The organism is Flavobacterium arundinis (assembly GCF_038289855.1).
In the GTDB taxonomy this organism is placed as follows: domain Bacteria; phylum Bacteroidota; class Bacteroidia; order Flavobacteriales; family Flavobacteriaceae; genus Flavobacterium; species Flavobacterium arundinis.
Window position 1 is genome coordinate 42667 of the sequence record NZ_JBBYHR010000001.1, and the last position, 22056, is coordinate 64722.

General features: G+C 44.5%; 10 protein-coding genes. 5 read left to right on the forward strand and 5 right to left on the reverse strand.

Annotated elements, in window-relative coordinates; genetic code table 11:
- Nucleotides 1-3 precede the first annotated feature (3 nt).
- The 4 genes from AAEO56_RS00235 to dnaN all read left to right on the forward strand — a co-directional run bounded on the left by AAEO56_RS00235 (nucleotide 4) and on the right by dnaN (nucleotide 4593).
- Complete coding sequence (locus tag AAEO56_RS00235) at nucleotides 4-834, forward strand: class I SAM-dependent methyltransferase (RefSeq protein WP_341694996.1); 831 nt, start codon at nucleotides 4-6, stop codon at nucleotides 832-834.
- Nucleotides 831-1556, forward strand: a complete 726-nt coding sequence (gldF, locus tag AAEO56_RS00240; protein WP_341694997.1) for a gliding motility-associated ABC transporter permease subunit GldF — start codon at nucleotides 831-833, stop codon at nucleotides 1554-1556. The genes AAEO56_RS00235 and gldF overlap by 4 nt, the downstream gene beginning before the upstream one ends.
- Complete coding sequence (gene gldG / locus AAEO56_RS00245) at nucleotides 1556-3382, forward strand: gliding motility-associated ABC transporter substrate-binding protein GldG (protein ID WP_341694998.1); 1827 nt, start codon at nucleotides 1556-1558, stop codon at nucleotides 3380-3382. Before gldF ends, gldG begins: the two co-directional genes overlap by 1 nt.
- Nucleotides 3383-3474: 92 nt before the next feature.
- Nucleotides 3475-4593 (forward strand): DNA polymerase III subunit beta, encoded by a 1119-nt coding sequence (gene dnaN / locus AAEO56_RS00250; RefSeq protein WP_341694999.1) that lies wholly within the window; start codon nucleotides 3475-3477, stop codon nucleotides 4591-4593.
- Nucleotides 4594-4955: 362 nt separating this feature from the next.
- Here the strand turns inward: dnaN and AAEO56_RS00255 are convergent, their stop codons facing one another.
- Both AAEO56_RS00255 and AAEO56_RS00260 read right to left on the reverse strand, forming a co-directional pair.
- Nucleotides 4956-6749, reverse strand: a complete 1794-nt coding sequence (locus tag AAEO56_RS00255) for a MutS-related protein (RefSeq protein ID WP_341695000.1) — start codon at nucleotides 6747-6749, stop codon at nucleotides 4956-4958.
- A gap of 53 nt (nucleotides 6750-6802) precedes the next feature.
- A complete protein-coding gene (locus tag AAEO56_RS00260) occupies nucleotides 6803-7639 on the reverse strand; it encodes a universal stress protein (RefSeq protein WP_341695001.1) in 837 nt (278 codons plus the stop codon).
- Nucleotides 7640-7832: 193 nt separating this feature from the next.
- On the opposite strand from AAEO56_RS00260, the gene mnmE reads away from it, so the two are divergent.
- Entirely contained in the window at nucleotides 7833-9230 is a 1398-nt protein-coding gene (gene mnmE, locus AAEO56_RS00265; protein ID WP_341695002.1) for a tRNA uridine-5-carboxymethylaminomethyl(34) synthesis GTPase MnmE, read from the forward strand.
- A 59-nt stretch (nucleotides 9231-9289) separates the two neighbouring features.
- Here the strand turns inward: mnmE and AAEO56_RS00270 are convergent, their stop codons facing one another.
- The 3 genes from AAEO56_RS00270 to AAEO56_RS00280 form a co-directional block, all read right to left on the reverse strand.
- Entirely contained in the window at nucleotides 9290-14806 is a 5517-nt protein-coding gene (locus AAEO56_RS00270; protein ID WP_341695003.1) for a choice-of-anchor Q domain-containing protein, read from the reverse strand.
- 269 nt (nucleotides 14807-15075) lie between these two features.
- Nucleotides 15076-19743, reverse strand: a complete 4668-nt coding sequence (locus tag AAEO56_RS00275; RefSeq protein ID WP_341695004.1) for a choice-of-anchor Q domain-containing protein — start codon at nucleotides 19741-19743, stop codon at nucleotides 15076-15078.
- A gap of 121 nt (nucleotides 19744-19864) precedes the next feature.
- Entirely contained in the window at nucleotides 19865-21730 is a 1866-nt protein-coding gene (locus tag AAEO56_RS00280) for a tetratricopeptide repeat protein (RefSeq protein ID WP_341695005.1), read from the reverse strand.
- Between the last annotated feature and the right edge of the window lie 326 nt (nucleotides 21731-22056).

Sequence of the window (22056 nt, forward strand, 5' to 3'; positions counted from 1 at the left end):
CTTATGAACCCGCTGATACGAAAACTTTTTTATGCATTGCCTGTAGGCCTGAGATACAAAGCCCGCAGGATACTCTACTTTCCTGCCGACCTGTTCCGGGACAGGAAAAGCCTTGTGCCTCCAAAAGGAATGATATTTACCGGCCGTGGCGATTTTATCAAAGGAGGCACTACAATGTTTGCCCATTTCAGGAACTATACGGGGATAACACCCAAAAGCAGGATACTGGATATTGGCTCGGGGATTGGCCGGATGGCAGTGCCTTTCACAAAATTCCTTGATAAGGATGGATCTTATGAGGGCTTTGATATTGTAAAGCAGGGCGTGGACTGGTGTACTGCCAATATAACGTCCAGGTACCCGAATTTCCATTTTACCCTTATCCCACTAAAAAACGATCTGTATAACCTTAGTACCGATAAGAAGGCATCAGGCTTAGTTTTTCCTTATCCTGACAATGATTTTGACCTTGTATTCCTTACTTCGGTATTCACACACATGCTACCGGATGATGTAGCACATTATATAAAGGAAATAAAAAGAGTGCTTAAACCCGGAAAGTCCTGTTTTGCAACGTTTTTTATATTGGATGCAGAAAGCGAAAGTTCTATGTTCAAAAAAGGCAGCAAGACGTTCCCGCACAACTACGGAAATTATTCGCTTATGGATAAAAATGTAAAAGAAGCAAATGTAGCCTACCAAAAAGAGTATATCTTTGGACTCCTTGAGGCCGGGGGATTTGAGATAAGCCATCACTTCAGGGGATATTGGTCTGGTATGGCTCCGGGAAAAATAAATGAGCATCAGGACGTTATTATATTTAAAAAAGCATGAAAGCATTATTATTAAGGGAAATAAAATCCTTTTTCGGGTCGCCGATAGGATACCTTGTCATCGCAATTTTCCTTCTGCTCAACGGGCTGTTCCTGTGGGTATTCGAAGGTGAATTCAATATACTCAACAGCGGTTTTGCCGATTTGGCCCCCTTCTTCACACTTTCACCGTGGATATTGATCTTCCTTATCCCGGCAGTGACCATGCGTAGCTTTTCTGACGAAAAGAAACAGGGAACCATTGAACTTTTATTCACCAAGCCCCTGAGCATCTGGGAGATCGTGAACGGCAAGTTTTTCGGTGCGCTAGTGCTTATTGTACTGGCAATTGTTCCTACACTAGTATATGTAGTGGTACTTTCCTCTTACGGTAACCCTGAAGGAAACATCGATATGGGCAGCACGCTTGGCTCCTATTTCGGACTGTTGTTCTTAATCGCAGGTTATACATCCATTGGGATTTTTACCTCTACTTTTTCAGACAACCAGATTGTTGCCTTCATCGTTTCGGTATTCCTGTGCTTTTTCATTTATTTCGGGTTCGAAGGGCTGTCCGGTTTTGCGGGTGGCTTTGCCGGTTTTATTGCTTCTTTGGGAATGGATTACCATTTCAAAAGCATGAGCCGCGGCGTGCTCGACACAAGGGATATCATTTATTTCCTGAGCGTGACAATACTGTTCTTATCACTGACTGTTTACAAACTTAAATCACTCAAAGGGTAATGGAAACAGCAGCAGAAACAACGACAAAAAAACCAAAGGAAAACAAAAACCTGAAACAGCTTGTTATTACAATAATAGTATTGGTAGCGCTCAATTTTGCAGGCAATTACTTCTTTAAGAGGTTTGACCTTACTCACGATAAGCGCTATACCCTCTCGCAGGCATCACTCAATATTATTAATGAGTCGGTTGATCCTATATATGTAGAAGTTTTCCTTGCGGGAGATGTGACCGACGATTACAAACGCCTCCAGGACGAGACCCGCCAGTTATTGCAGGAATTTGAAGCCTACAGTCCTAATGTAAGGTTCAGTTTGTTTAACCCTATCGATGAGGATAAAGGCACTGATGCCGCCAAACGCGACCTTATATACAATATGTATATTATGGAAAATCCGCAATTCAGGGCAAATGAAAAATCCATAAAGAAGAGTATGTCCGGGATTACGAATCTGGACGAAGCTGTAATTGAAGGGTTTATAAGGGCGGGAATGCAGCCGGCAAGCGTCTCTGTCATAGATAAAGGCAAACAGTCGGAAACCGTTATATTCCCTTGGGCCATTGCTACCTGCAATGGCAAAAGCGTAAAGATCCCATTACTGAAAAACCAGCGTGGGGCATCGGCACAGGAGAATGTGGAAAGCTCTGTACAAAACCTGGAGTATGCCTTTGCAGATGGCTTTAATAAAATTATAAAAGAAAAACAGAAAAAAGTAGTAGTGTTGCAGGGCAACGGCGAAATGCCCGGACAGAATATGGCAAGCTTCCTGAAACAGTTGAAAGACAGTTACTATCTTGGACCTTTTACGCTTGATTCTGTTGCTAAAGATCCACAAAAGACACTGAAAGCATTACAGCATTACGACCTTGCCATTATTGCCAAACCGCGCGAAAAATTCACCGAAGAGGAAAAACAGGTTATCGACCAATACATCGTAAATGGCGGGAAAACGCTTTGGATGATAGATCCCGTGCAGGCCGAAATGGACAGCATCAACGATAACGGTACCATGCCTGCCCTTCCAATGGATTTGGGACTCAACGATATGTTCTTTAAATACGGTTTCCGCATTCCGCCTGTACTGGTAAAGGATGAGATGGCAACGCCTATAAAGCTTGCTACGGGCGGCGAAGGCAATAACACGCAGTACCAGCAATACCTGTGGAAATTTGCACCATTCGTCTATCCTGATTCTATCAACCAAAACCCAATCGTGAAAAATCTGGGAGGAATAAAATTTGATTTTGCAGGTGGTATTGACACACTGAAGAACGGCATTAAAAAGAACATCCTCCTTGCTACATCGCGTTATTCAAAAACCGTGGGCACACCTACGGCAATAAGCCTGGATATGGTCAATGAGAAATTTGACCCGGCAGAGTACCAAAAAGGTGGTTTTATACCAGTTGCAATATTGCTGGAAGGCAGCTTCCACTCTATGTATGAGAACAGGATATTGCCTTTTAAAGATGCTGATTACAAAACTGTTGGCAAACCCGGAAAAATGATCGTGATCGCCGATGGTGATGTGGTTAAGAACCAATTCGACAAAGAAGGCCGCCCGTTGGAACTGGGCTTTGACAAATGGACCGGAGAGGTTTATGAAAACAAGGATTTTATGCTGAACTGCGTTAACTACCTGCTTGACGATACCGGACTTATCAACATCCGCAGCAAGAATGTGAGCCTGCCCATGCTGAACATGAAAAAAGTGCATGACAACTATACTACGGCACAGCTGATAACTGTCGGGTTGCCAATAGTACTGCTGCTGGTTTTCGGGCTGCTGTTTACATGGCTAAGAAAAAGGAAATATTCAAAATAGTGTTAATAAAAAATTTTCACTATTCAATTTGATTACGATATATTTGTGCAACGTAAAACCATGCGGTTTTGCCAATAAACTAAACTAAACACATGAAATTTATAGTATCCAGCTCCTATTTGCTGAAACAACTTCAGGTATTGGGAAGCGTTATCAACAGCAGCAACACCCTGCCGATCCTTGATAACTTCCTGTTTGAATTAGACAGCACCGAACTGAAAGTATCGGCTTCCGACCTTGAGACCACAATGTCTGCAATGCTGGAGATCGATTCTGAAAGCAAAGGAAGCGTGGCTGTACCTGCAAAACTGTTGCTGGAAACCCTTAAGACGTTCCCGGAGCAGCCGCTTACTTTTACGGTTGAAGATAATAACACTATTGAGATCAGCTCGAATTCCGGTAAATATGCATTAGCGTATGCATCCGGTGATGAGTTCCCTAAAGCCGTGACGCTTGAAGACCCGTCGGTAACTGTTGTGCCAGCCGAAGTACTGGCGACAGCTGTTAGCAAGACCATCTTTGCCGCCGGTAATGATGATCTTCGCCCGGTAATGTCGGGTGTGTTTTTCCAGTTCTCGCCACAGGGGCTTACATTTGTAGCTACTGATGCGCACAAGCTGGTCAAATATGCAAGGACTGATGTAACTGCCTCACAGGTTGCTGATTTCATAATGCCTAAAAAACCTTTGACTATACTTAAGGGTATACTTGGCACATCGAATGCAGAGATCAAAATTGAATACAACGATTCGAATGCTACATTCTCTTTCGATAATTATGTACTTACCTGCCGCCTTATTGATGGCAAGTACCCTAACTACGAAGCAGTTATTCCAAAAGAAAACCCCAACAAGCTACTGATAGACAGGACGCAGTTCCTGAGCTCAGTACGCCGTGTGGCTATTTTCTCTAATAAAACTACGCACCAGATACGACTTAAGATCGCAGGTACCGAACTGAATATTTCTGCTGAGGATATCGACTATTCGAATAAAGCCGAAGAGCGTTTGACGTGTGATTACCAGGGAGACGACATGCAGATAGGTTTCAACTCAAGGTTCCTTACCGAAATGCTGACTAACCTGCAGAGCGATGAGATCATGCTGGAAATGTCGCTGCCTAACCGTGCAGGTATATTGACCCCTATTGACGGCCTTGACGAAGGTGAAACAGTTACCATGCTGGTAATGCCGGTAATGCTGAATAACTAAATTTTTTAAATTCCAAGCACCAAATCCCAAATAACAAACAGTTGGAATTTGAGATTTGGAACTTATTATTTGGAATTTTAACTCCGCTATTTAATCGACCCTTTATAAAGAAACCCGTAACGCTTGGCTTTACGGGTTTTAATTATTTAATGAAACTTACCCAATGTTTAAAATTAATTTAACCACATAGGTACATAGCTTTTCATAGAATTTAAGAGTGAACATAAGCGACACAATAGCATGAAGCATAGCTTCAAAGACTATGCTTGACTAAAGCTGGAAATATTTGTGACCTTTGTAAGCTATTTAAAGCTATGTTTCTCCTATGTGGTTAAATTGAAATCGGATAGTACTTAGCGATATTATAGTTCCCGCTCTATAACACCCATCTTTTCCATAAGGAAAGTAGCGCTTTTGTTCTTGCAGATGCCTTGACGTAATTGGTAGTCGAAATACAATTCGTCATCAACGATCTGCGATTCAAAGCAATAATTCGAAACATGATCAGGATATTGCAATGCTATATTGCATACTTCAATATCGTGTGTAGCAATGGCCCCGATAGCTTTCAGGGACACCATCTTATCTATGACTTTCAGGCTTCCGGTGCGTTTATCTTCCGAGTTCGTACCGCGTAATATCTCATCCAGCAACACAAACGCCCGCTGTTCCTGCAGTCTGTCCATTATATAACGCAGCCTTTTCACTTCGGCAAAAAAGTAGGATTCGCTATCGGACAGGGAGTCTGACAATCGCATCGAAACCAAAACCGGAAGCGGGTGTATAGTGGCTTCGGAAGCGCATACCGGAGCTCCCGCGCCCGCAAGCACCATATTAATGCCAAGGCTGCGAAGGAAGGTGCTTTTACCCGACATATTAGAACCTGTAAGGATCATATAATGCTTTTTAAAATCGACATCATTGCCTACCCTGCCCTCTTCTTTAATAAGCGGGTGCGAGAGGTTTTTAAACCGGATAGTATAGGTGTCATTGAGTTGCGGGAAAGAAAAGCCCGGATTGTTATAGGTAAGATTTGCCAGACTGGAAAGCGCTTCAATTTCCGCCACAGCATCAAGCCATTTTACGATATCCTGTGCATGGCGCTTTTTCCAGTCCAGCAGTGAGCGCAGCGTATGGAAATGAAACAGTGAAAGCCCGTTGAAAAGTATAGCGCCCGGTACATTGGCTATACTGTCTAGCCTCGAGAAAAGTACCGATAGCCTGATAATGGCATCACCTGCTTTCTGTTGCCCATCCACAAGTTTACCCCGAAGCTCCCTTAGCTTTTCAGAAGTGAACTCCCGGCTCTCAATTTCCTTTATGATAAGCCCGTAGCTCTCTATTATATTGTGTATTTCGCTCGTATCGGCAGTTTCTCTTTTTATAATTTTAAGGTAGCCTAACAGGAAAAGCAGGTTCCATGCGAAAAGATATTCTGCAACATTCGAAAAAAGTCCGTTGCCTGTAATAAGGTAAGCGCCAAAACAAAGTAAAAGCGCAATGGGAGAAGCTATTGAAACAAGTTTGGCTATTGGCGAAAAAGCTACTCCTTCCCTGTTTGCCCATGCTGTCAAACGGTTGTATATAAGCCTACTGTCTTTGTTGATTTTTCCAAGCGCCATGATTTCCTGCCTCCATTCGGGCCTCGCTGCGACCTCTTTTACCGCTTCCTGCCGCTTTAGTATTTCGCTTTGGCTGCTGCTTTCCAAAAGCATTGAGGCAAGCTTCTCTTTCCCTTTGAAAGTCTGTGTCCGGTTCAGGTTATGGAACAGTGACCTTTTCCCGAAAATATCAAGGTCATGTGAATATGCATGGGTAGTATCGTGAAATTCGGAGCCGTCTTCAAAGGGTATCTCCTTCCCTGAGAGGTAATCCAGTTCTTCATTGTTAACCGACAAAAGCGCTTCTGCCCGTTTTTTCTTTCGAACCACTTTTGTATGGTATTTCATTAAAATAAAGAAAACCACACAGCATACTGTCATCCCTAAAATGAGATACAAAATATCATTGCTTACAAAGGTGTAATATCCGAGTACCAAAAATACCAACGCAACGGCAAAACGTGCAGTGCTGACAGTGTTGTATTTACGGCTGCAGGTTGCCGATTCTTCCTGAAAAGCCTTCTGGCGGCTTTTATAAAATTCAATTTGTTCCATAAACCGGTAAATATAGGAATAAAAAATCCCGATGTCGCCATCGGGATCAATTGCTATTCTTCGTGGAATACCAGTAGCGGTACTTTGCTGTGGTAGGCCATTTTCTTTGTCAGGCTGCGATGGAAAAGCCCTTCGAAAAAGCCGCGTTTATGGGCACGCATTACAAGGAGCCCTACATTTTGGCTTTCTATAAAATCAAGAATTGATTGTTCTATATGATCGCCGGCAATATTGAAAAAATCAATATTGTTATCCCTGTAATATATTTTCCATTCATTGATCCGTTCCTCAATATCTTTTGGGTCATCAGTATTTGTAATATAAAGGCACTGTATCCGTGCACCGAATTTCTCTGCAATAGCAATCGCACGATTCAATGCATCATTATCTTTATCTTTATATTGTGTGGTAAAAGCAATATTTTTTATCGGTTGGTATTCGGCCTCGGCAGGGATGCCAAGTACAGGCACCTTTACATTAGCAATGACAGCTCCGGTAACCGAACCTATAAATGTCTCTTTGATGCCGCTAGCCCCTTTGGTTCCCATTACAACCATATCTATATCTTCATCGGTGCAAACCTTATTGATATTGTACACAAGGTCGCCATACAAAAGAATATTGCGCATTTGCACATGCCCGAGGTTATTGCTTTCTGCCAGATTATGCAGCTTTGGCAACTCGTCTCTGAAACTTTCGAACTGGTTCATCTCGACAATATCAAAAATCTCGGTAGCTGTTTCGGGCAATTCCGGAGTTTCCACGATAGGCAGGTCATAGACATGCAGTATGACAAGTTCGGCATTAAAGGAATCGGCAAACCGCAATGCATATATAAATGCAGTATTTGCTGCTTCAGAAAAATCGGTTGGGAAGAGTATTTGTTTCATGGAAAAAAGGTTCTGTATTAGGCTAAAGATACAAAAAAGGATGAACTTTTCTTACTTTTTATAGTAGCCTTAACACAACGATAAAGAAAGGAGGCTGAAGTTCTGAGAAACTGAGGTTCTGAGAATCTTAGAGCCTAAGTAACTAAGCATCTAAGTCCCTCACAAAATACTATCTTTGCAAAAAGAATTTAATATGATCCCACAGGATACTATAGTTGCGCTCGCTACGCCTTCGGGTGCTGGTGCAATAGCAGTGATACGGATATCGGGCAATGATGCCATAAACATAGCAGCAGGCGTGTTCACTTCTGTTTCCGGCAAGGATATTACAAAGCAAAAAACGCATACATTACACCTCGGCCATATTACTGATGGTCCCAAAATATACGACCAGGTACTTCTATCCCTATTTAAAGGAACCAATTCCTACACAGGAGAAAATACTGTAGAAATTTCCTGTCACGGGTCGATTTTTATCCAGCAGCAGATCATCCAGCTCCTGCTTCGTAAGGGCTGCCGTATGGCGAATGCAGGCGAATTTACCCTGCGCGCTTTCCTTAACGGGAAACTCGACCTAAGCCAGGCAGAGGCAGTAGCGGACCTGATAGCATCGGATAATGAAGCCTCCCACCAGATTGCAATGCAGCAGATGCGCGGCGGATTCTCCAACGAAATTGCGAAACTTCGGGAAGAACTCCTGAATTTTGCCTCGCTGATAGAACTTGAACTTGATTTTGCTGAAGAAGATGTGGAATTTGCCGACCGTACCCAGTTCCATGAACTGCTGTCACGAATTGAATTTGTACTTAAACGACTCATCGATTCTTTTGCTGTGGGTAATGTAATTAAGAATGGCATACCGGTCGCTATTGTTGGCGAACCGAATGTAGGCAAAAGCACCCTGCTCAATGCATTGCTCAACGAAGAGCGCGCTATCGTGAGCGATATTGCCGGCACTACACGCGACACTATTGAGGACGAACTTGTAATCAACGGCATCGGGTTCCGTTTTATTGATACCGCAGGCATTCGCGAAACGCAGGATGTGGTGGAAAGCATTGGTATCAAAAAGACATTCGAGAAAATGGAGCAGGCACAGGTGGTGATTTATTTGGTTGACGGTTACCAGTTGACGGTTGACGGCTCCCAATTGGAACGCCTGAAAATTGAGATCGAAAAAATAAAAAACCAGTTTCCGCTGAAGCCTTTGGTGATCATTGGCAATAAGGCAGACAAACTAAGCAAAGACCAGACAAATGACATACTCAGTTCAATACCCGAATTATTCCTGCTCTCCGCTAAACAAAACACGGGCGTTGAAGAACTGAAAGAAAAGCTGCTCTCTTTCGTAAATACAGGCGCACTTCGCAATAACGAAACCATCGTAACCAATACCCGCCATTACGATTCATTGCTAAAAGCATTGGAAGAAATACAGAAAGTGCAGTTCGGCCTCAACTCAGGCGTCCCTGCCGACCTTATGGCTATCGACATCCGCCAGGCATTATATTACTTTGGCGAAATTACCGGACAGGTTACTAACGACGAATTGCTGGGGAATATCTTTGCGAATTTCTGCATCGGTAAATAGATAAAAATAAAGCCAAATCCTTTCAGGTCCGGCTCTTCTATAATATCTAAAGTGTTGAACTAAAAAACTATTTTCCTGCCGGCTTTTACGCCTTCCACAGTTATTACCTCCACAATAAGCATCTGATCCTGAGCTTGTAAATTGGTAATGGAAGTTGTAGCCGAATTGATGTCATTAGCACTATATAACAATCTGCCACGAATGTCATACACAGCAACTGACTTCATATCTACATTTCCAGTACTAATGTTAATGGCGCTGCCCTTCTTGTAAACGATAATGTTGTTACTATCGAATGCCGGGATATCCGTAACCAAAGTCTCTGCATACACCACGTCAAATCGTCCAGTTATGATTCCGGCATCTGTTGTGAACTGATATGGACTTTCCAAATTATGGGTTATTCCCAAAACATTATCCCTCAGGAATATCTCCTGCCCTTCGGTAAATACCCCATCGAAATGGTCAAGTGATATGGTATAGTTGCCTGCAACGGTTATTTTACATTCTATGGGAACCTCATCGGCAGGGTCGAAAGCAGGTCGTGCCTGTATACCGAACTTATTTTCTCCCGCAAGGGAATAAATAGCAATCTCGCCATCAGTCAATGCCTTACCATCCCAGCCAAAATCGCGGCCCAAAGTAGTAAATGGTGTGTAGGCAATTGTCGCCTGCCCGAACGAGTCATCGCTATTGGTAAGATTCAGCCACAGCCTCGACTTGTCACCCGAATCCTGTGCTGTACGGAACATCTGGCCGTTGTTTACCGCTACACGCATTTCGTTATTAAAAGTAACAGTGCTTCCTGTTGCCTGCACGATAAAACCCTGCCCCGGATTGATAACCCAGTTCCCGCTGTCATTCGGGTTATCAAACACACCGTTGCTGCTGTCGCCAAAGGCATTGCCTGAGTTTTGGTTGTAGCCTGCAAGGGTCAGGGAGGCATAGCTGGAGGTGCCTGCGTCATTCTTTTTTCTCCAGAAATAGATGGGGGAATCTTCGGCTAAATTATTTTGGTTGGCTTCAAAGAAAGCCGCTATATTTATTGATGACGGATAAGGGTTCCCTATCCCGTTGTAACCGTCTATATCATCTGCCATGCCCGTTACCGACACATTTACATTACCGTTATTCGGGACACCGGTGAAGGTTCCTTCCCACGGTGTCGGCGCAATAGCATCGCTCACATAGGCCGGATGGGTATTGTCTACACGGATAAGGTAGCTTTTGCCTTCGATAAAATCAGTAGCGGCAGGAGCAGCCACAGTAGCATAGGCATCGCTTAAAGGATTATAGGTATAGAACCTGTTATCCAGTGTTTGCGGTGAGAAAGTCTTTAGCTTCTGCCCTGCCACCGGAGAAGACCATAAGGCATAATCAAGTCGGTACATCGGGGCGCTTTCTTTTATTACATGGATCGTGCCTGTATTATCTACATCATCGATCTGGATAAGATTGGCGTTTTGCTGTACCGTGAATGTTGCGTTGTTATTATCAATGGTTACAGCACCCTTTATTTTGAAGTTATTGCCTGCTTCAATTACGACATCGCCACTATTTACTATAATTGAGCAGGCGATTATTTCACCATTATCGGCTGAATCGAAATCACCGTTAATGATGGCGCTGTATTCATAGGACGCGGGTGTGCCATTGCTCCATGAAGTTCCGTCCCACTCGGTGGTTACAGCGCATTCAGGCTTGTATTCATAAGCCCCTACATCAATACTTTCGCCAAAGAGCCTGAGGCCGCCGGAGAGGTCGATCGCAGTGTCCGCATTGGCAAAATAGGAAATATTTCCTGCATCTACACCGGGGCTGATAGCCTGAAGGGTGTAATCGCCATTTAAGGCATCGGTAAATAATGGCGTGCCTCCAACACTGTTATTGGACGAAAACTGGTTGTAAAAAGCATTGTTGCCTCCCATGACCATGCTGTAGTAAGATCCAGCGGTGCTTTGGTACCCCACAAAGACCTGGGTTGCGTAGCCATAGGCCATGTTATTATGCAGTATACAATTGTAAAACTGTGCATATGCGTTACTAATAGTATACACCGCCCCGCCATCGCTAATAGCAAGGTTATCGACAAGCGTTGCATTTATATACACCGTGTGTGCATTTTGGGTTTCATACACAGCGCCTCCCCTACCTGCCTGGTTTTTATAGAACAGGCAATTGGTAACACTGGTATTTCCGTTGCCACTGTTAAGTAGTGCTCCTCCCCAGTTATCGGCTGTATTGTTCCTGAAGATACAATTACTTATAGCCGGGTAGCTGTTACTGTTATACATGCCGCCACCGTTGTACGCATTACCGCCCTGAATGATAAACCCGTCCAGCAATGCGGTATTGGTAAGCCCATTACCATTGTTGTTAATAACACTGCTGCCATTGCCGTTAAGGACGGTTTGATAAGTACGGATATTTCTGGCAGACATGCCCGGATTTCCCAAAGCAGGGAAACCGCCATATAGTTTTACACCGGCTTTCATGCTGAACGATCCGCCCGATTGAGGCTGGTACTGCCCCCCTGCAACCCAAACCTGCTGTACGGCCGGGGCATTGATCATTGCCTGGAGATCGGCTGAAGCATCAGCCCAACTCGTACCATCTCCTGAGCCCGAAGCCACGGCTTTTACGTAGCGTATAGGGGGATAATCAACAGTTATGGATACCGGTGTGCGCGCGCTTTCGCAACCGTCTACAGTTTGTGATACATAATATGTGCCCGACAATGCCGGGGTATTTCCATCCAGCGGTGCGCCGCCAATAGGTGCGGCATACCATCTGACGTCTGTTCCTGTTGCAATGAGGTTTGAAATTGTAGCCCCATCATCAAAGTTTTGCGCTTCCGCTCCGGGGGCAGGAGGAACCGTATGGGCATTGAACTGGCATTCATAAGCGCCAAGGTCAACTATGGCACTATAAATCCTTGGGTAGCCTTCCAGGTCGGCACTGATATTCGAAGCATACCCGTTATTACCTGCGTTAAGCACAGGACTGCAGGACTGCAGCCTGTAATCGCCTGACGTAAAGGGTGCCATTGTGTACGATGGAGCATAGACGAACAGCGGATCTGTAAACCCATTAAAATTGCCGTTTGAAGAATTGTCCGCGCCCTGCACCAGGCTGTAGTTTATGCTGTAATTGCCCGTAGTACCATATTGGTTGCCATATACCAGCGTATTGTACAATGCCGCAGTACCGTCATTACGGATGCCATAACTGCCGTTACCGCTTATGGTAACATTTCTTAGCTCGATGGTTCCTGATAAATTATAAATCCCGTCGATAAGATTGCCGGTTATTGCTGTATTGGTAAGATTGCATGTAGAAGCGTAACTATATAATGCCGTACGATTATTGCCGCTGAATATCGCATCGGTTAAAAATAAAGTAGATAAATTAATAGCTACAGTACCGTAGACGCTCTGATTTCCTGTATTATTGCGTACACTAAGCTTTGAAATTGTTACCGTGGAATAATTTGAAACAAACATAGCCATTCCGTCATCGCCCGTATTTTCAGACAAGATAATGTTGCCGAATAGCGGGGCAGACCCGGTACAATATATACCGCCGCCGTATTGTTCAATAGTATTACCATTAACAGTATGCGTTAATGATGGGGTATGATACCTTGCGTAGCCGTGGCTTACCGTAAAACCGTCCAGTGTCGCAGTACCGATATAACCGGAACAGATAACCACGTGGTAAGCATTGTCTGACGTATTACCCTCTATACCAAGATCACCGCTTAATATGCTACTATTTGCAGCCGGGTCCCGTTGTTCCAATACTGTTTCGGTACCTGCAAAACCACCGTATATTTTTACATTGCTCTTCATTACAAATGCCTTATGCTGCTCGGTGGTACCGTTACCGGCCTTTATAGCTGGCTTATATGTCCCTGCTGCCACCCAAACCTGCTGTACCCCGGTAGCATTGACCATGCCCTGGAGATCGGCTGACGCATTTTCCCAGTTGGTGCCTGAGCCGTTGCCCATAGCTATAGGTTTTACAAATACAATTTCCGGATAATTAATGGTTACATTTACATGGCTGCGATATCCTTCACAGCCGTTTAGTGTCTGGCTTACATAGTAGGAACCTGTAGCCAGCTGTGCCTGGAGTGCCAACGGCTGCCCCCCTGTAGCGGTTCGGTACCATTTCAGGTTACTGCCTGTAGCCTCAAGGTTTGAAACTGTTGCGCCTGCTATAAACTGCTGGGTAGTTGGTGCAGAAGGCTGAAATGTAATACTTGAAGATTGTGGCTCCTGTAGCTCAAAGGCACCGAAATCTACATTTTGCCCATAAATTCGTGGGTTGCCTGCTATATCTGTTGCGAGGTTCCCCGCATAGTTGTTGTTACCGTAGTTGACCAGGGTGCTGCAAGGCCTCAGGTTATAATCTCCATCCGAAAATGGTGCACTGGTATAGGGTGGTTCATATTCGAATAACGGATCTGTTGCCCCGTGAACGTTGCCATTTGTGGAACTGGAATCATTGTTGCCCTGCACCAGGCTGTTGTACATTAATTTAGAGGAAACAACATCGTATTGGTTACCACGGATTATTGAATTCCTTATCGTGATAAAAGACTGGCTATTATTATTAAAAATGCTGTAACCTGCGTTGCCGGATATGGTAACGTTATCAAACATATGGCTATACCCGCCAACCTGAGATAAGTATACAGCATCTCCTGCGTTCCCGTTAACGAGAATATTTTTAAATGTAGATGAATTAACATTTGCATAATATATGCCCTTGGTATTGCCGCATACGGTTACATTTGTAAGATCAGGTATCGCATATTCGCACCTTATGCCTGTTCCTGTATTAGCGCTTACGGTTGTGTTCCTTAATATGGCTGACAGCCCCGTGAAATATATCGCACCGTCGTTTGCGGTATTATTACTTATCGTTACATTATCAAATACAGACAGTGACTGCCTGCTATAAACAGTATAAGCCCCGCCTTTGTTATTTGTAATTTTCAGGTTGCTGTAGGCCGGCGATGACTCCCAATTTAAAATAGCATTTGTATACCCCTTGAATATTTGTACGTCATTAATATAAACCCAGGTAGCCCCGTTGGCATTCCCTTTTGTAATGGTAAAGCCATTCAGCTCAGCAGTGCCTGCGTTTCCAAAACTTGTCACAACCTGGTACGCATTGTCAACATCATTATCCTGTAAGCCCATATCTCCGCTCAGTACGGTTACGTTATCCGTCCAGTTCCTTTGGCTGGCAGCCGTTTCATTACCTGCAAAGCCCCCAAATATTTTCACATTGATTTTCATCAGGAACGATTTATGTCGGTCATTTGTACCCGTACCCACAATCAGAGTTGGCTTATAGGTACCGGTGGCCACCCAAACCTGCTCGGTGTTAGCGGCATCAATCATACCCTGTAAATCGCCGCTGGCATTGGCCCAAGAAGTACCGTTGCCCGTGCCACCCTGCTTTACATAGCGGATGGTTTGTCCGGACATGGACACACCAAAAAGCAGGAGTAGTAAAAAACCCGCAGACTGCGGTTTGCAAAATTGGAAATAATGTGAAGTCATAATTGTGGTAGATTTAGTGGGGATATCTACCGGCAAAAATAGTGGCCTCAAAACTTAAACAAGAACTTTGGGTATAGACTAAAGCGGGACATTTAAAAATAATGTATTAAATAAATCTACTGATTATCAATGCATTATATAAATTTATTATCTAACGATTAATTTAGACGGAATAAATTGGCAATGTCCTCATATATAAACGAAAAAAGGACAGCTCTACCGCTGCCCTTTTTCTGCTACCCAATTTGGAGGCTGCTTGTAGGGGGAATTTAATACACTATTTTTTTAGATGCCTTTACACCTTCCACTGTAGTCACCTGCACAATGAGCATCTGCTCCTGTACCTGCAATGTCGTGATCGATGTTTCAGCCGCATTAATATTGTCGGATGAATACAGCAGCCTTCCACGGATATCGTAAACCGCAACTGACTTCATATCCACATTGCCTGTGCTTATGTTGATGGCACTCCCCTGCTTGTAGACGATGATGCTGTTGCTATCGAATGCGGGTATATCAGTATTCAATGCTTCTGCGTATACCACATCAAACCTGCCTGCTGTTATTCCGGCTTCCGTAGTAAAGTCATACGCCGTTTCCAGATCGTGTGTCACACCCAAAACATTATCACGTAGGTAGATATTCTGCCCTTGGGTGAATACTCCATCAAAATGGTCGATCGATATCGTATAGCTGCCTGCCGCGGTTACCTTGTATTCCATCGGCACTTCATCTGCCGGGTCGAAGGCCGGACGCGCCTGTATGCCCAATTTGCTTTCTCCCGCAAGGGAATAAATGGCAATGCTGCCATCGGTCATGGCCGAACCGTCCCAGCCGTAGTCAAGGCCGAGTGTGGTGTTTGGCGTGTAGGCAATGGTCGTTTGCCCGAATAATCCTTCGCTATTGGTAATGTTCAGCCACAGTCGTGATTTATCCGAAGCATCCATTGCCGAGCGGAACATCTGGCCGTTGTTTACAGCCGCACGCATTCCGTTGTTAAAGACTATGGTAGTATTAGTTGCCCTCACGATAAAGCCCTGCCCCGGGTTGATGACCCAACTGTCACTATCATTCGGGTCATCAAACGCACCGTCGCTGCTGTCGCCAAACGGGTTGCCACTGTTGGCGTTGTAGCCTGCAAGGGTCAGGGAGGCATAACTGGAGGTGCCTGCTTCGTTCTTTTTCCTCCAGAAGAAAATGGGGGTATTATTGGCAAAATTATTTTGATTGGCTTCAAAGAAGGCTGCAATGTTAATGGCTGACGGGTACGGGTTGCCAATGGCGTTGAAGCCCTTCACACCGTTAGCATCTTCCTGGGTCGGCGAGGAATTTGGCACTACTGCCACGTTCACATTTCCATTATTCGGGACACCGGTAAAGGTACCCTCCCACGGTGTTGGTGCTACAGCATCGCTCACGTAGGCCGGATGGGCATTCGACACACGGATAAGGTAGCTTTTGCCTTCGGCGAAATCAGTAGCGGCAGGAGCAGCCACAGTAGCATAAGCATCGCTCAAAGGATTATAGCTATAGAACCTGTTATCCAATGTCTGTGGAGAGAAAGCCTTTAGCTTCTGCCCTGCGACTGGCGAGACCCATAGTGCATAATCCAGTCGGTACAACGGGGCGCTTTCTTTTATTACATTAATTGTGCCTGTATTATCTGCATCATCGATCTGGATGAGATTGGCGTTTTGCTGTACCGTGAATGTCGCGTTGTTATTATCAATGCTTACAGCACCCTTTATTTTGAAGTTATTGCCTTCTGCAATTACGACATCACCACTGTTTACTATAACTGAGCAGGCGATTATTTCACCATTAATCGCGGAGTTGTAATTGCCGTTTATGGTAACTGAATAGCTGTTGGAGACAGGCGTGCCGTTACTCCAGCCATTGCCATCCCATACGGTAGCAATAGTACAGCTGACTTTGTATTCGTAAGCGCCCAAATCTATGGCGGTACCATCCAGCCTCGGGTTTCCTGCAAGGTCGGTCGCTGTCGCAGCGCCCGGGTAAAGGGCACTGCTCCCGCTGTCTCTTGCCGGGCTGCCTGCCTTCAACGTGTAGTTGGCTCCACCGGGAGATGTAAACAACGGATTTTCAGATAATATGTTTGCGCCGTTAAATGGCCCGTAAACATTTTCACCATCGTTTATAATTATGGTGTAATTAGCGGTAACGCTGCCCCCTCCGGCAGAGAGTACCTGGTCACCGTCATACTCAGCATAATTGCCCCATACAATACAGTTTTGAAGTGTGGATAAGGCATTCTGGTAAGTGTGTATCGCGCCGCCATTTTGGCTGGAATCGTTGTTGGCAAACGTGACGTTGGTATATACCGGTGCGGCATTAAGGTTGTCAAAAGCCGCCCCGCCCCCACTTGCTGAATTGTTGTAAAACACACAGTTAACAATTTTTGTACTTCCGTTGCCCTCGTTATATATTCCGCCGGCCCAGTTGGCAGCATGGTTATCCCTGATTATACAATTGGCAATCGTTGGGAAGGCATTAATGTTGCTTATTCCGCCCCCGTTGTTATCTGTATAGCCTTGCAGCATTGTAAAACCGTCCAGCAACGCGGTATTGGTAAGGTTGTTATTGTTATTGTCAATTAACCTGTTACCGTTCCCCACCAGTTTTGTTTCGAACTGACGGATGTTTCTGTCGGCCATGCCCGGTGTTCCTGAAGCAGGGAATCCTCCGTATATCTTTACATTATCTTTCATGGTGAACGCTACGTCCAGCGGCGTTAGGTATTCACCTTGTGCCACCCACACCTGCTGAACACCATCGGCATTTATCATGGCCTGAAGATCGTTCGATGCATCTGCCCAGCTGCTCCCGTCTGCCAGTCCGGATGCATCTTGCTTCACATAACGAACGGGAAGGTAATTTACCGTTACAGCAACGGCAACACGGGCGCTTTCGCAGCCATCAATAGCCTGGCTCACATAATAGGTTTGAGTAAACAACTGGGTATCGCCTGCTTGTGCAGCTCCGCCTGCCGGCACATTGTACCAACGGATATCAGAACCTGTAGCTTCAAGATTGGCAACGGTCGCGCCTGGCTCAAAAATTTGGGTACCTGGCGCAGTGGGAACTGGAGTTCCGTTTACCAGCTGGAATTCGTAGGCACCCGCGTCAATATTCGACCCGTCTAAACGGGCATTGCCACCCAGGTCTTTTGCCGTTGCCGCATTGGCAAGGAAATCATTATTACCAATATTGGTGGCGGGGCCGCATGTTGTGAGGCTAAAATTATTGGCTGCAGGATCTTCAAATCCCGGGTCGCCGGAAATACAATTGTTAAGGGTATAAGCCCCGGCCAGATTACCGCTATCAGTAGATATAATCGAGTTATTTACCGTCATGCTGCTCAGGGAAAAAAACTGGTCACCGTCGCCGGAAGCATGATTATTCCAGAAGATGCAGTTAGAGGCTGTCATCGCTCCGCCATTATAAGTATGTATGGCTCCTCCGTTACCCGCGGTATTTTCAGTAAACGTTACATTTATGTAATTCACGCTGCTGTTGTGGTCGAATGATGCACCGCCGCCGCCGCCAATGTTATGATGAAACAGGGAATTGGTTATGACAGGGTTGCTCGTGTTGTTGTACATTCCGCCGCCCCAGTCTCCCGTGGTATTGTTCCTGAAAATGCACCTGTTAATCAGAGGTGAAGCATTGGTGTTTTGCATACCCGCACCGTTTATAACACCGCCTCCGCCTGTAATCGTAAACCCATCAAGTATTGATGTATTGTCAAGGCCAACGTTGTCGAACACCCGTGATCCATTGCCGTTCAACACCACCTCATGCAGTGCGGGGTTACGATCTGCCATAGACGGATTGCCAGTATTGGGGAACCCTCCATATATCGCTACGCCCTGTTTCATGCTGAACGACTGGCCTGCGCCGGGAGAGTAGCTGCCCCCTGCAACCCATACGGCATCATCGGAATTGCTGCTATAGATCATCTGCTGGAAATCACCGGAGGCGAGCGCCCAGCTGGAACCGTCTCCTGTTCCGCCTTCTTTTACATAGCGGATCGTGGGAGGGCTGTATTCATATGCCCCCATGTCAATGGCACTGCCACTCACCCTGGCATTACCCCCAAGGTCTTTTGCCGTTGCTGCGTTGGGGAAAAGGGCAGTATTGCCTGTATTATAAGCCGGGCCGGAGGGCGAAGGGGTAAAATTCCCCGCACCGTCATCGACAAATACGCCGGCCATAGATGTTCCTATGATAGAGTTGCTTACCGACACCACTTCAGACATATTGCTGACACTGCCTATAAGGGAGTTGGAAATCGTTAGTGCAGACCCTTGTGTTTCTATATCATATTGCCAGTTGTAAACAATGGTTACATTCAGCAAATGCGCAGTACTGCCGTATGCATTTATACCGTAATTTTGGCCTGTAATCTGTACATTGCTTACCAGGCTGGCAGATGATTCCAGCCTTAGGGCAAATGGGGCTTTTATATTCAGGTTTCGCAGGGTAGGTGACGAATTTTGCACCCAAACACCATTGTCATTATCTTCTCCCACAACAGTAAAGCCATCCAGCACCGTTGCAGGGGAACCTGCGTAGAAAAAGGGACTGCCAAATATAGTTGATGTATGAGCGGCCCAATTGCGTTGCCCCATCGTCGGGTTGCCGCTTTCCGGGAAGCCACCATACACCTTCACCTCCGGGGTCATATAAAGGAAATCTTCTGTATAATTACCTGCAGCTACCCATACCTCATCATTCGGCTGAGAAATTTCAACCATAGTATAGATGCTACCTGACGGATTGCCCCATGACGAGCCGTCGCCGCCCGCTCCTTGTTTCACATAACGGATGGTTTGTGCAGAAAGTCCGAAATTTAAAAATAGGGCAATGGCAAGGAATAATTGGTAACCACCGAGCCTGTAAAAATTCATCTTCATAAAATTCGTATTAGCTGATTTAATGGTGGCAAAATAACCACATATTAATTCAGCGGCAGAATTTCAGGTATAGACAAAAGCGGGACATTAAAATAAAAACATTAATCTACTCTATTTAAAATCAGTGTTTTGATTTTTTATTATATTGTGCCAGTATATGCTCCAGGTCCTGATCCTCGCTAATGCCCATCTTTTTCCTGATGCGGTATTTTCTTTTTCGTACAGCCTCCGGTACTACCTTCAGGATAATCGAAAGGTCCTTATACGGCAGGTTCAGGTTGAGCAGGGCACAAAAGAAAAGGTCATTTTCGCTAAGCTGAGGATAATCCTTGCCCAGGCTTTTTATAAATGCACTATTGGAACCGGTAAATTTCTCCCGAAAGTTTTCACCATAATTTTCATCTCCAAGAAGACTTTTTAATTCTGTCTTCATAGGATTTATATCCGGCATTCTCACTTCCGGCTCTTTGTCCTGATCATAGCCTTTTACCTTTTCAAAGTATTTTTCTATACCGCTTTCCTTTAACTCAATATTGCGGAGCTGTTCCCGTTTTTCTTCAATATCTGCATGCAGTTTCTTGTTTAACCTGCGTGCCGTTTTTTGTTCTGTTGCCAGTTCTTTAATAGCAGATTTGTTTTCGGCCACTTTCCTCCTGTGCTGTACTGTTTTATACAAATAGTAAGACACCAATGCTGCTAACACGCCTAATGGAAGCCATATCCAAAGCAATTTTTTATTTTCAGTACTATCAACTGATTCTTTTAGTTTTGAGTTGATCATCTTCAGCGTATCGCTTTTCTTACCCTGGTAGTCCCGCTGTATGCCAGCCTGCATCGCTATCACCGCTTTTTTATCCTGGGTACTGTTCAGGGTATCCAATAATTCTATCGTGGTTTTTGCGCTGGCAAGTGCCATAGTATGGTCGCCAATTTTTTTATAGACTTCGATCTTTGCTTTTTCATAGTGCGCAAGGTCCTGTAAGTTTGCCTTGCTTTTAAACGTGCTGTTGTCCACAAGCGTAATAACTTCGCGGGCTCTGTCTGTTTTTTTCAGGTAGGTAAGCGATTTAATGTATAAATTGGCCAAAGGCACTGTCCTTCCCGAATTTACAGATGACAGGAGGCTGAATGCTTTTTCGTAATATTTTTCACCCTGCACAAAATTACTTTTTTGGGTTTCGAGCCTGCCGAGGGTGGCATAAGCACTGCCTATAAGTTCTTTATCATTAAACTGCCCCAGTCCGGCTATCGCTTCCAAAAGTGATGTTTTAGCTGCATCGTCCCTGCCAACGGTGATAAGGCATTCGCTGTAATTGATAAGCGTTAAATAATAATTCTTTAGCATTCCGGCCTCCTTAAAGCCTTGTAATGTTTCTTTATACAAATCAATCGCAAACTTGTAGTTGCCAATATTCATGTAGGTATTGGCCAGGCTCTGCTTTATGGGAAGCTGGTCTTTTTTATTGTTTGCCTTTTCAAAAAATGCAATCGCTTTAATAAGGTATGGGATCGCGTACTGAGGCTTTAGCATCGCATTATAATTGGCTCCTATCTCCCCATATACAGTTGCCAGTCCCCGTGTGTCATTAATAGAGCTATATTCTTTTTCTGCGCGCCCGAGCAGTTGAAGCGACTTCTCATAATTTGCCTTTTTACGGTACGGAGCTGCCATAAGCCGTAAAGCCCGTGCACGGTAAGATGGCGTATTTGCAGCATAGTCCAGTGCCTTATCATAATAATAAATAGATGAGTCGAGGTTATTCTTTACCAAATAATAATATCCATTATAAGTGTTGGCCATAGCATATATAGTATCATTCTGCCTGACTTTATGGTCCATAATCTGCCTGATAAGCACATGGGCGCTGTCAGGATTAACCATAAGCAGTTTTTCTATCGACGCTAATTTTTTCCCAGTGTCGGTAGTTTTGTTCTGTGCATATAAAAAATACGGCAATACCAATACGATCAAAAGGCATCTTTTCATTTTAAAAAAAGGGAATATGGTAGGATTATATAGCTTCTGTGTTATGTGAGCAATACCCTGTAAAACTAAAGAATTTTATTTAAGTTAAATACAGCATATTTTCGCAGATATCATAATTCTTTTATAAAACCAGGCACAATTCGTATACGTTATAATAAAAACAGCTGGAAATCGACTAAAATGAATTATGAAAAGAGACTGTTGCAGGTAGTTTATTCTTTGCCTGATGGTTGGCTTATCAATTAAAAAAAACACACATTCCGTTCATCCTGAAGTTTTCGTACACATTCTCCAAATGCTATATTCGAAACTTTACTGCAATGGCT

Bases quoted from the DNA above. Each gene is read 5' to 3' on its own strand.
- AAEO56_RS00260 (WP_341695001.1), bottom strand. From the start codon at position 7,639: ATGAAACAAATACTCTTCCCAACCGATTTTTCTGAAGCAGCAAATACT.
- mnmE (WP_341695002.1), top strand. From the start codon at position 7,833: ATGATCCCACAGGATACTATAGTTGCGCTCGCTACGCCTTCGGGTGCT.
- gldG (WP_341694998.1), top strand. From the start codon at position 1,556: ATGGAAACAGCAGCAGAAACAACGACAAAAAAACCAAAGGAAAACAAA.
- dnaN (WP_341694999.1), top strand. From the start codon at position 3,475: ATGAAATTTATAGTATCCAGCTCCTATTTGCTGAAACAACTTCAGGTA.
- gldF (WP_341694997.1), top strand. From the start codon at position 831: ATGAAAGCATTATTATTAAGGGAAATAAAATCCTTTTTCGGGTCGCCG.
- AAEO56_RS00270 (WP_341695003.1), bottom strand. From the start codon at position 14,806: ATGACTTCACATTATTTCCAATTTTGCAAACCGCAGTCTGCGGGTTTT.
- AAEO56_RS00255 (WP_341695000.1), bottom strand. From the start codon at position 6,749: ATGGAACAAATTGAATTTTATAAAAGCCGCCAGAAGGCTTTTCAGGAA.
- AAEO56_RS00235 (WP_341694996.1), top strand. From the start codon at position 4: ATGAACCCGCTGATACGAAAACTTTTTTATGCATTGCCTGTAGGCCTG.
- AAEO56_RS00280 (WP_341695005.1), bottom strand. From the start codon at position 21,730: ATGAAAAGATGCCTTTTGATCGTATTGGTATTGCCGTATTTTTTATAT.
- AAEO56_RS00275 (WP_341695004.1), bottom strand. From the start codon at position 19,743: ATGAAGATGAATTTTTACAGGCTCGGTGGTTACCAATTATTCCTTGCC.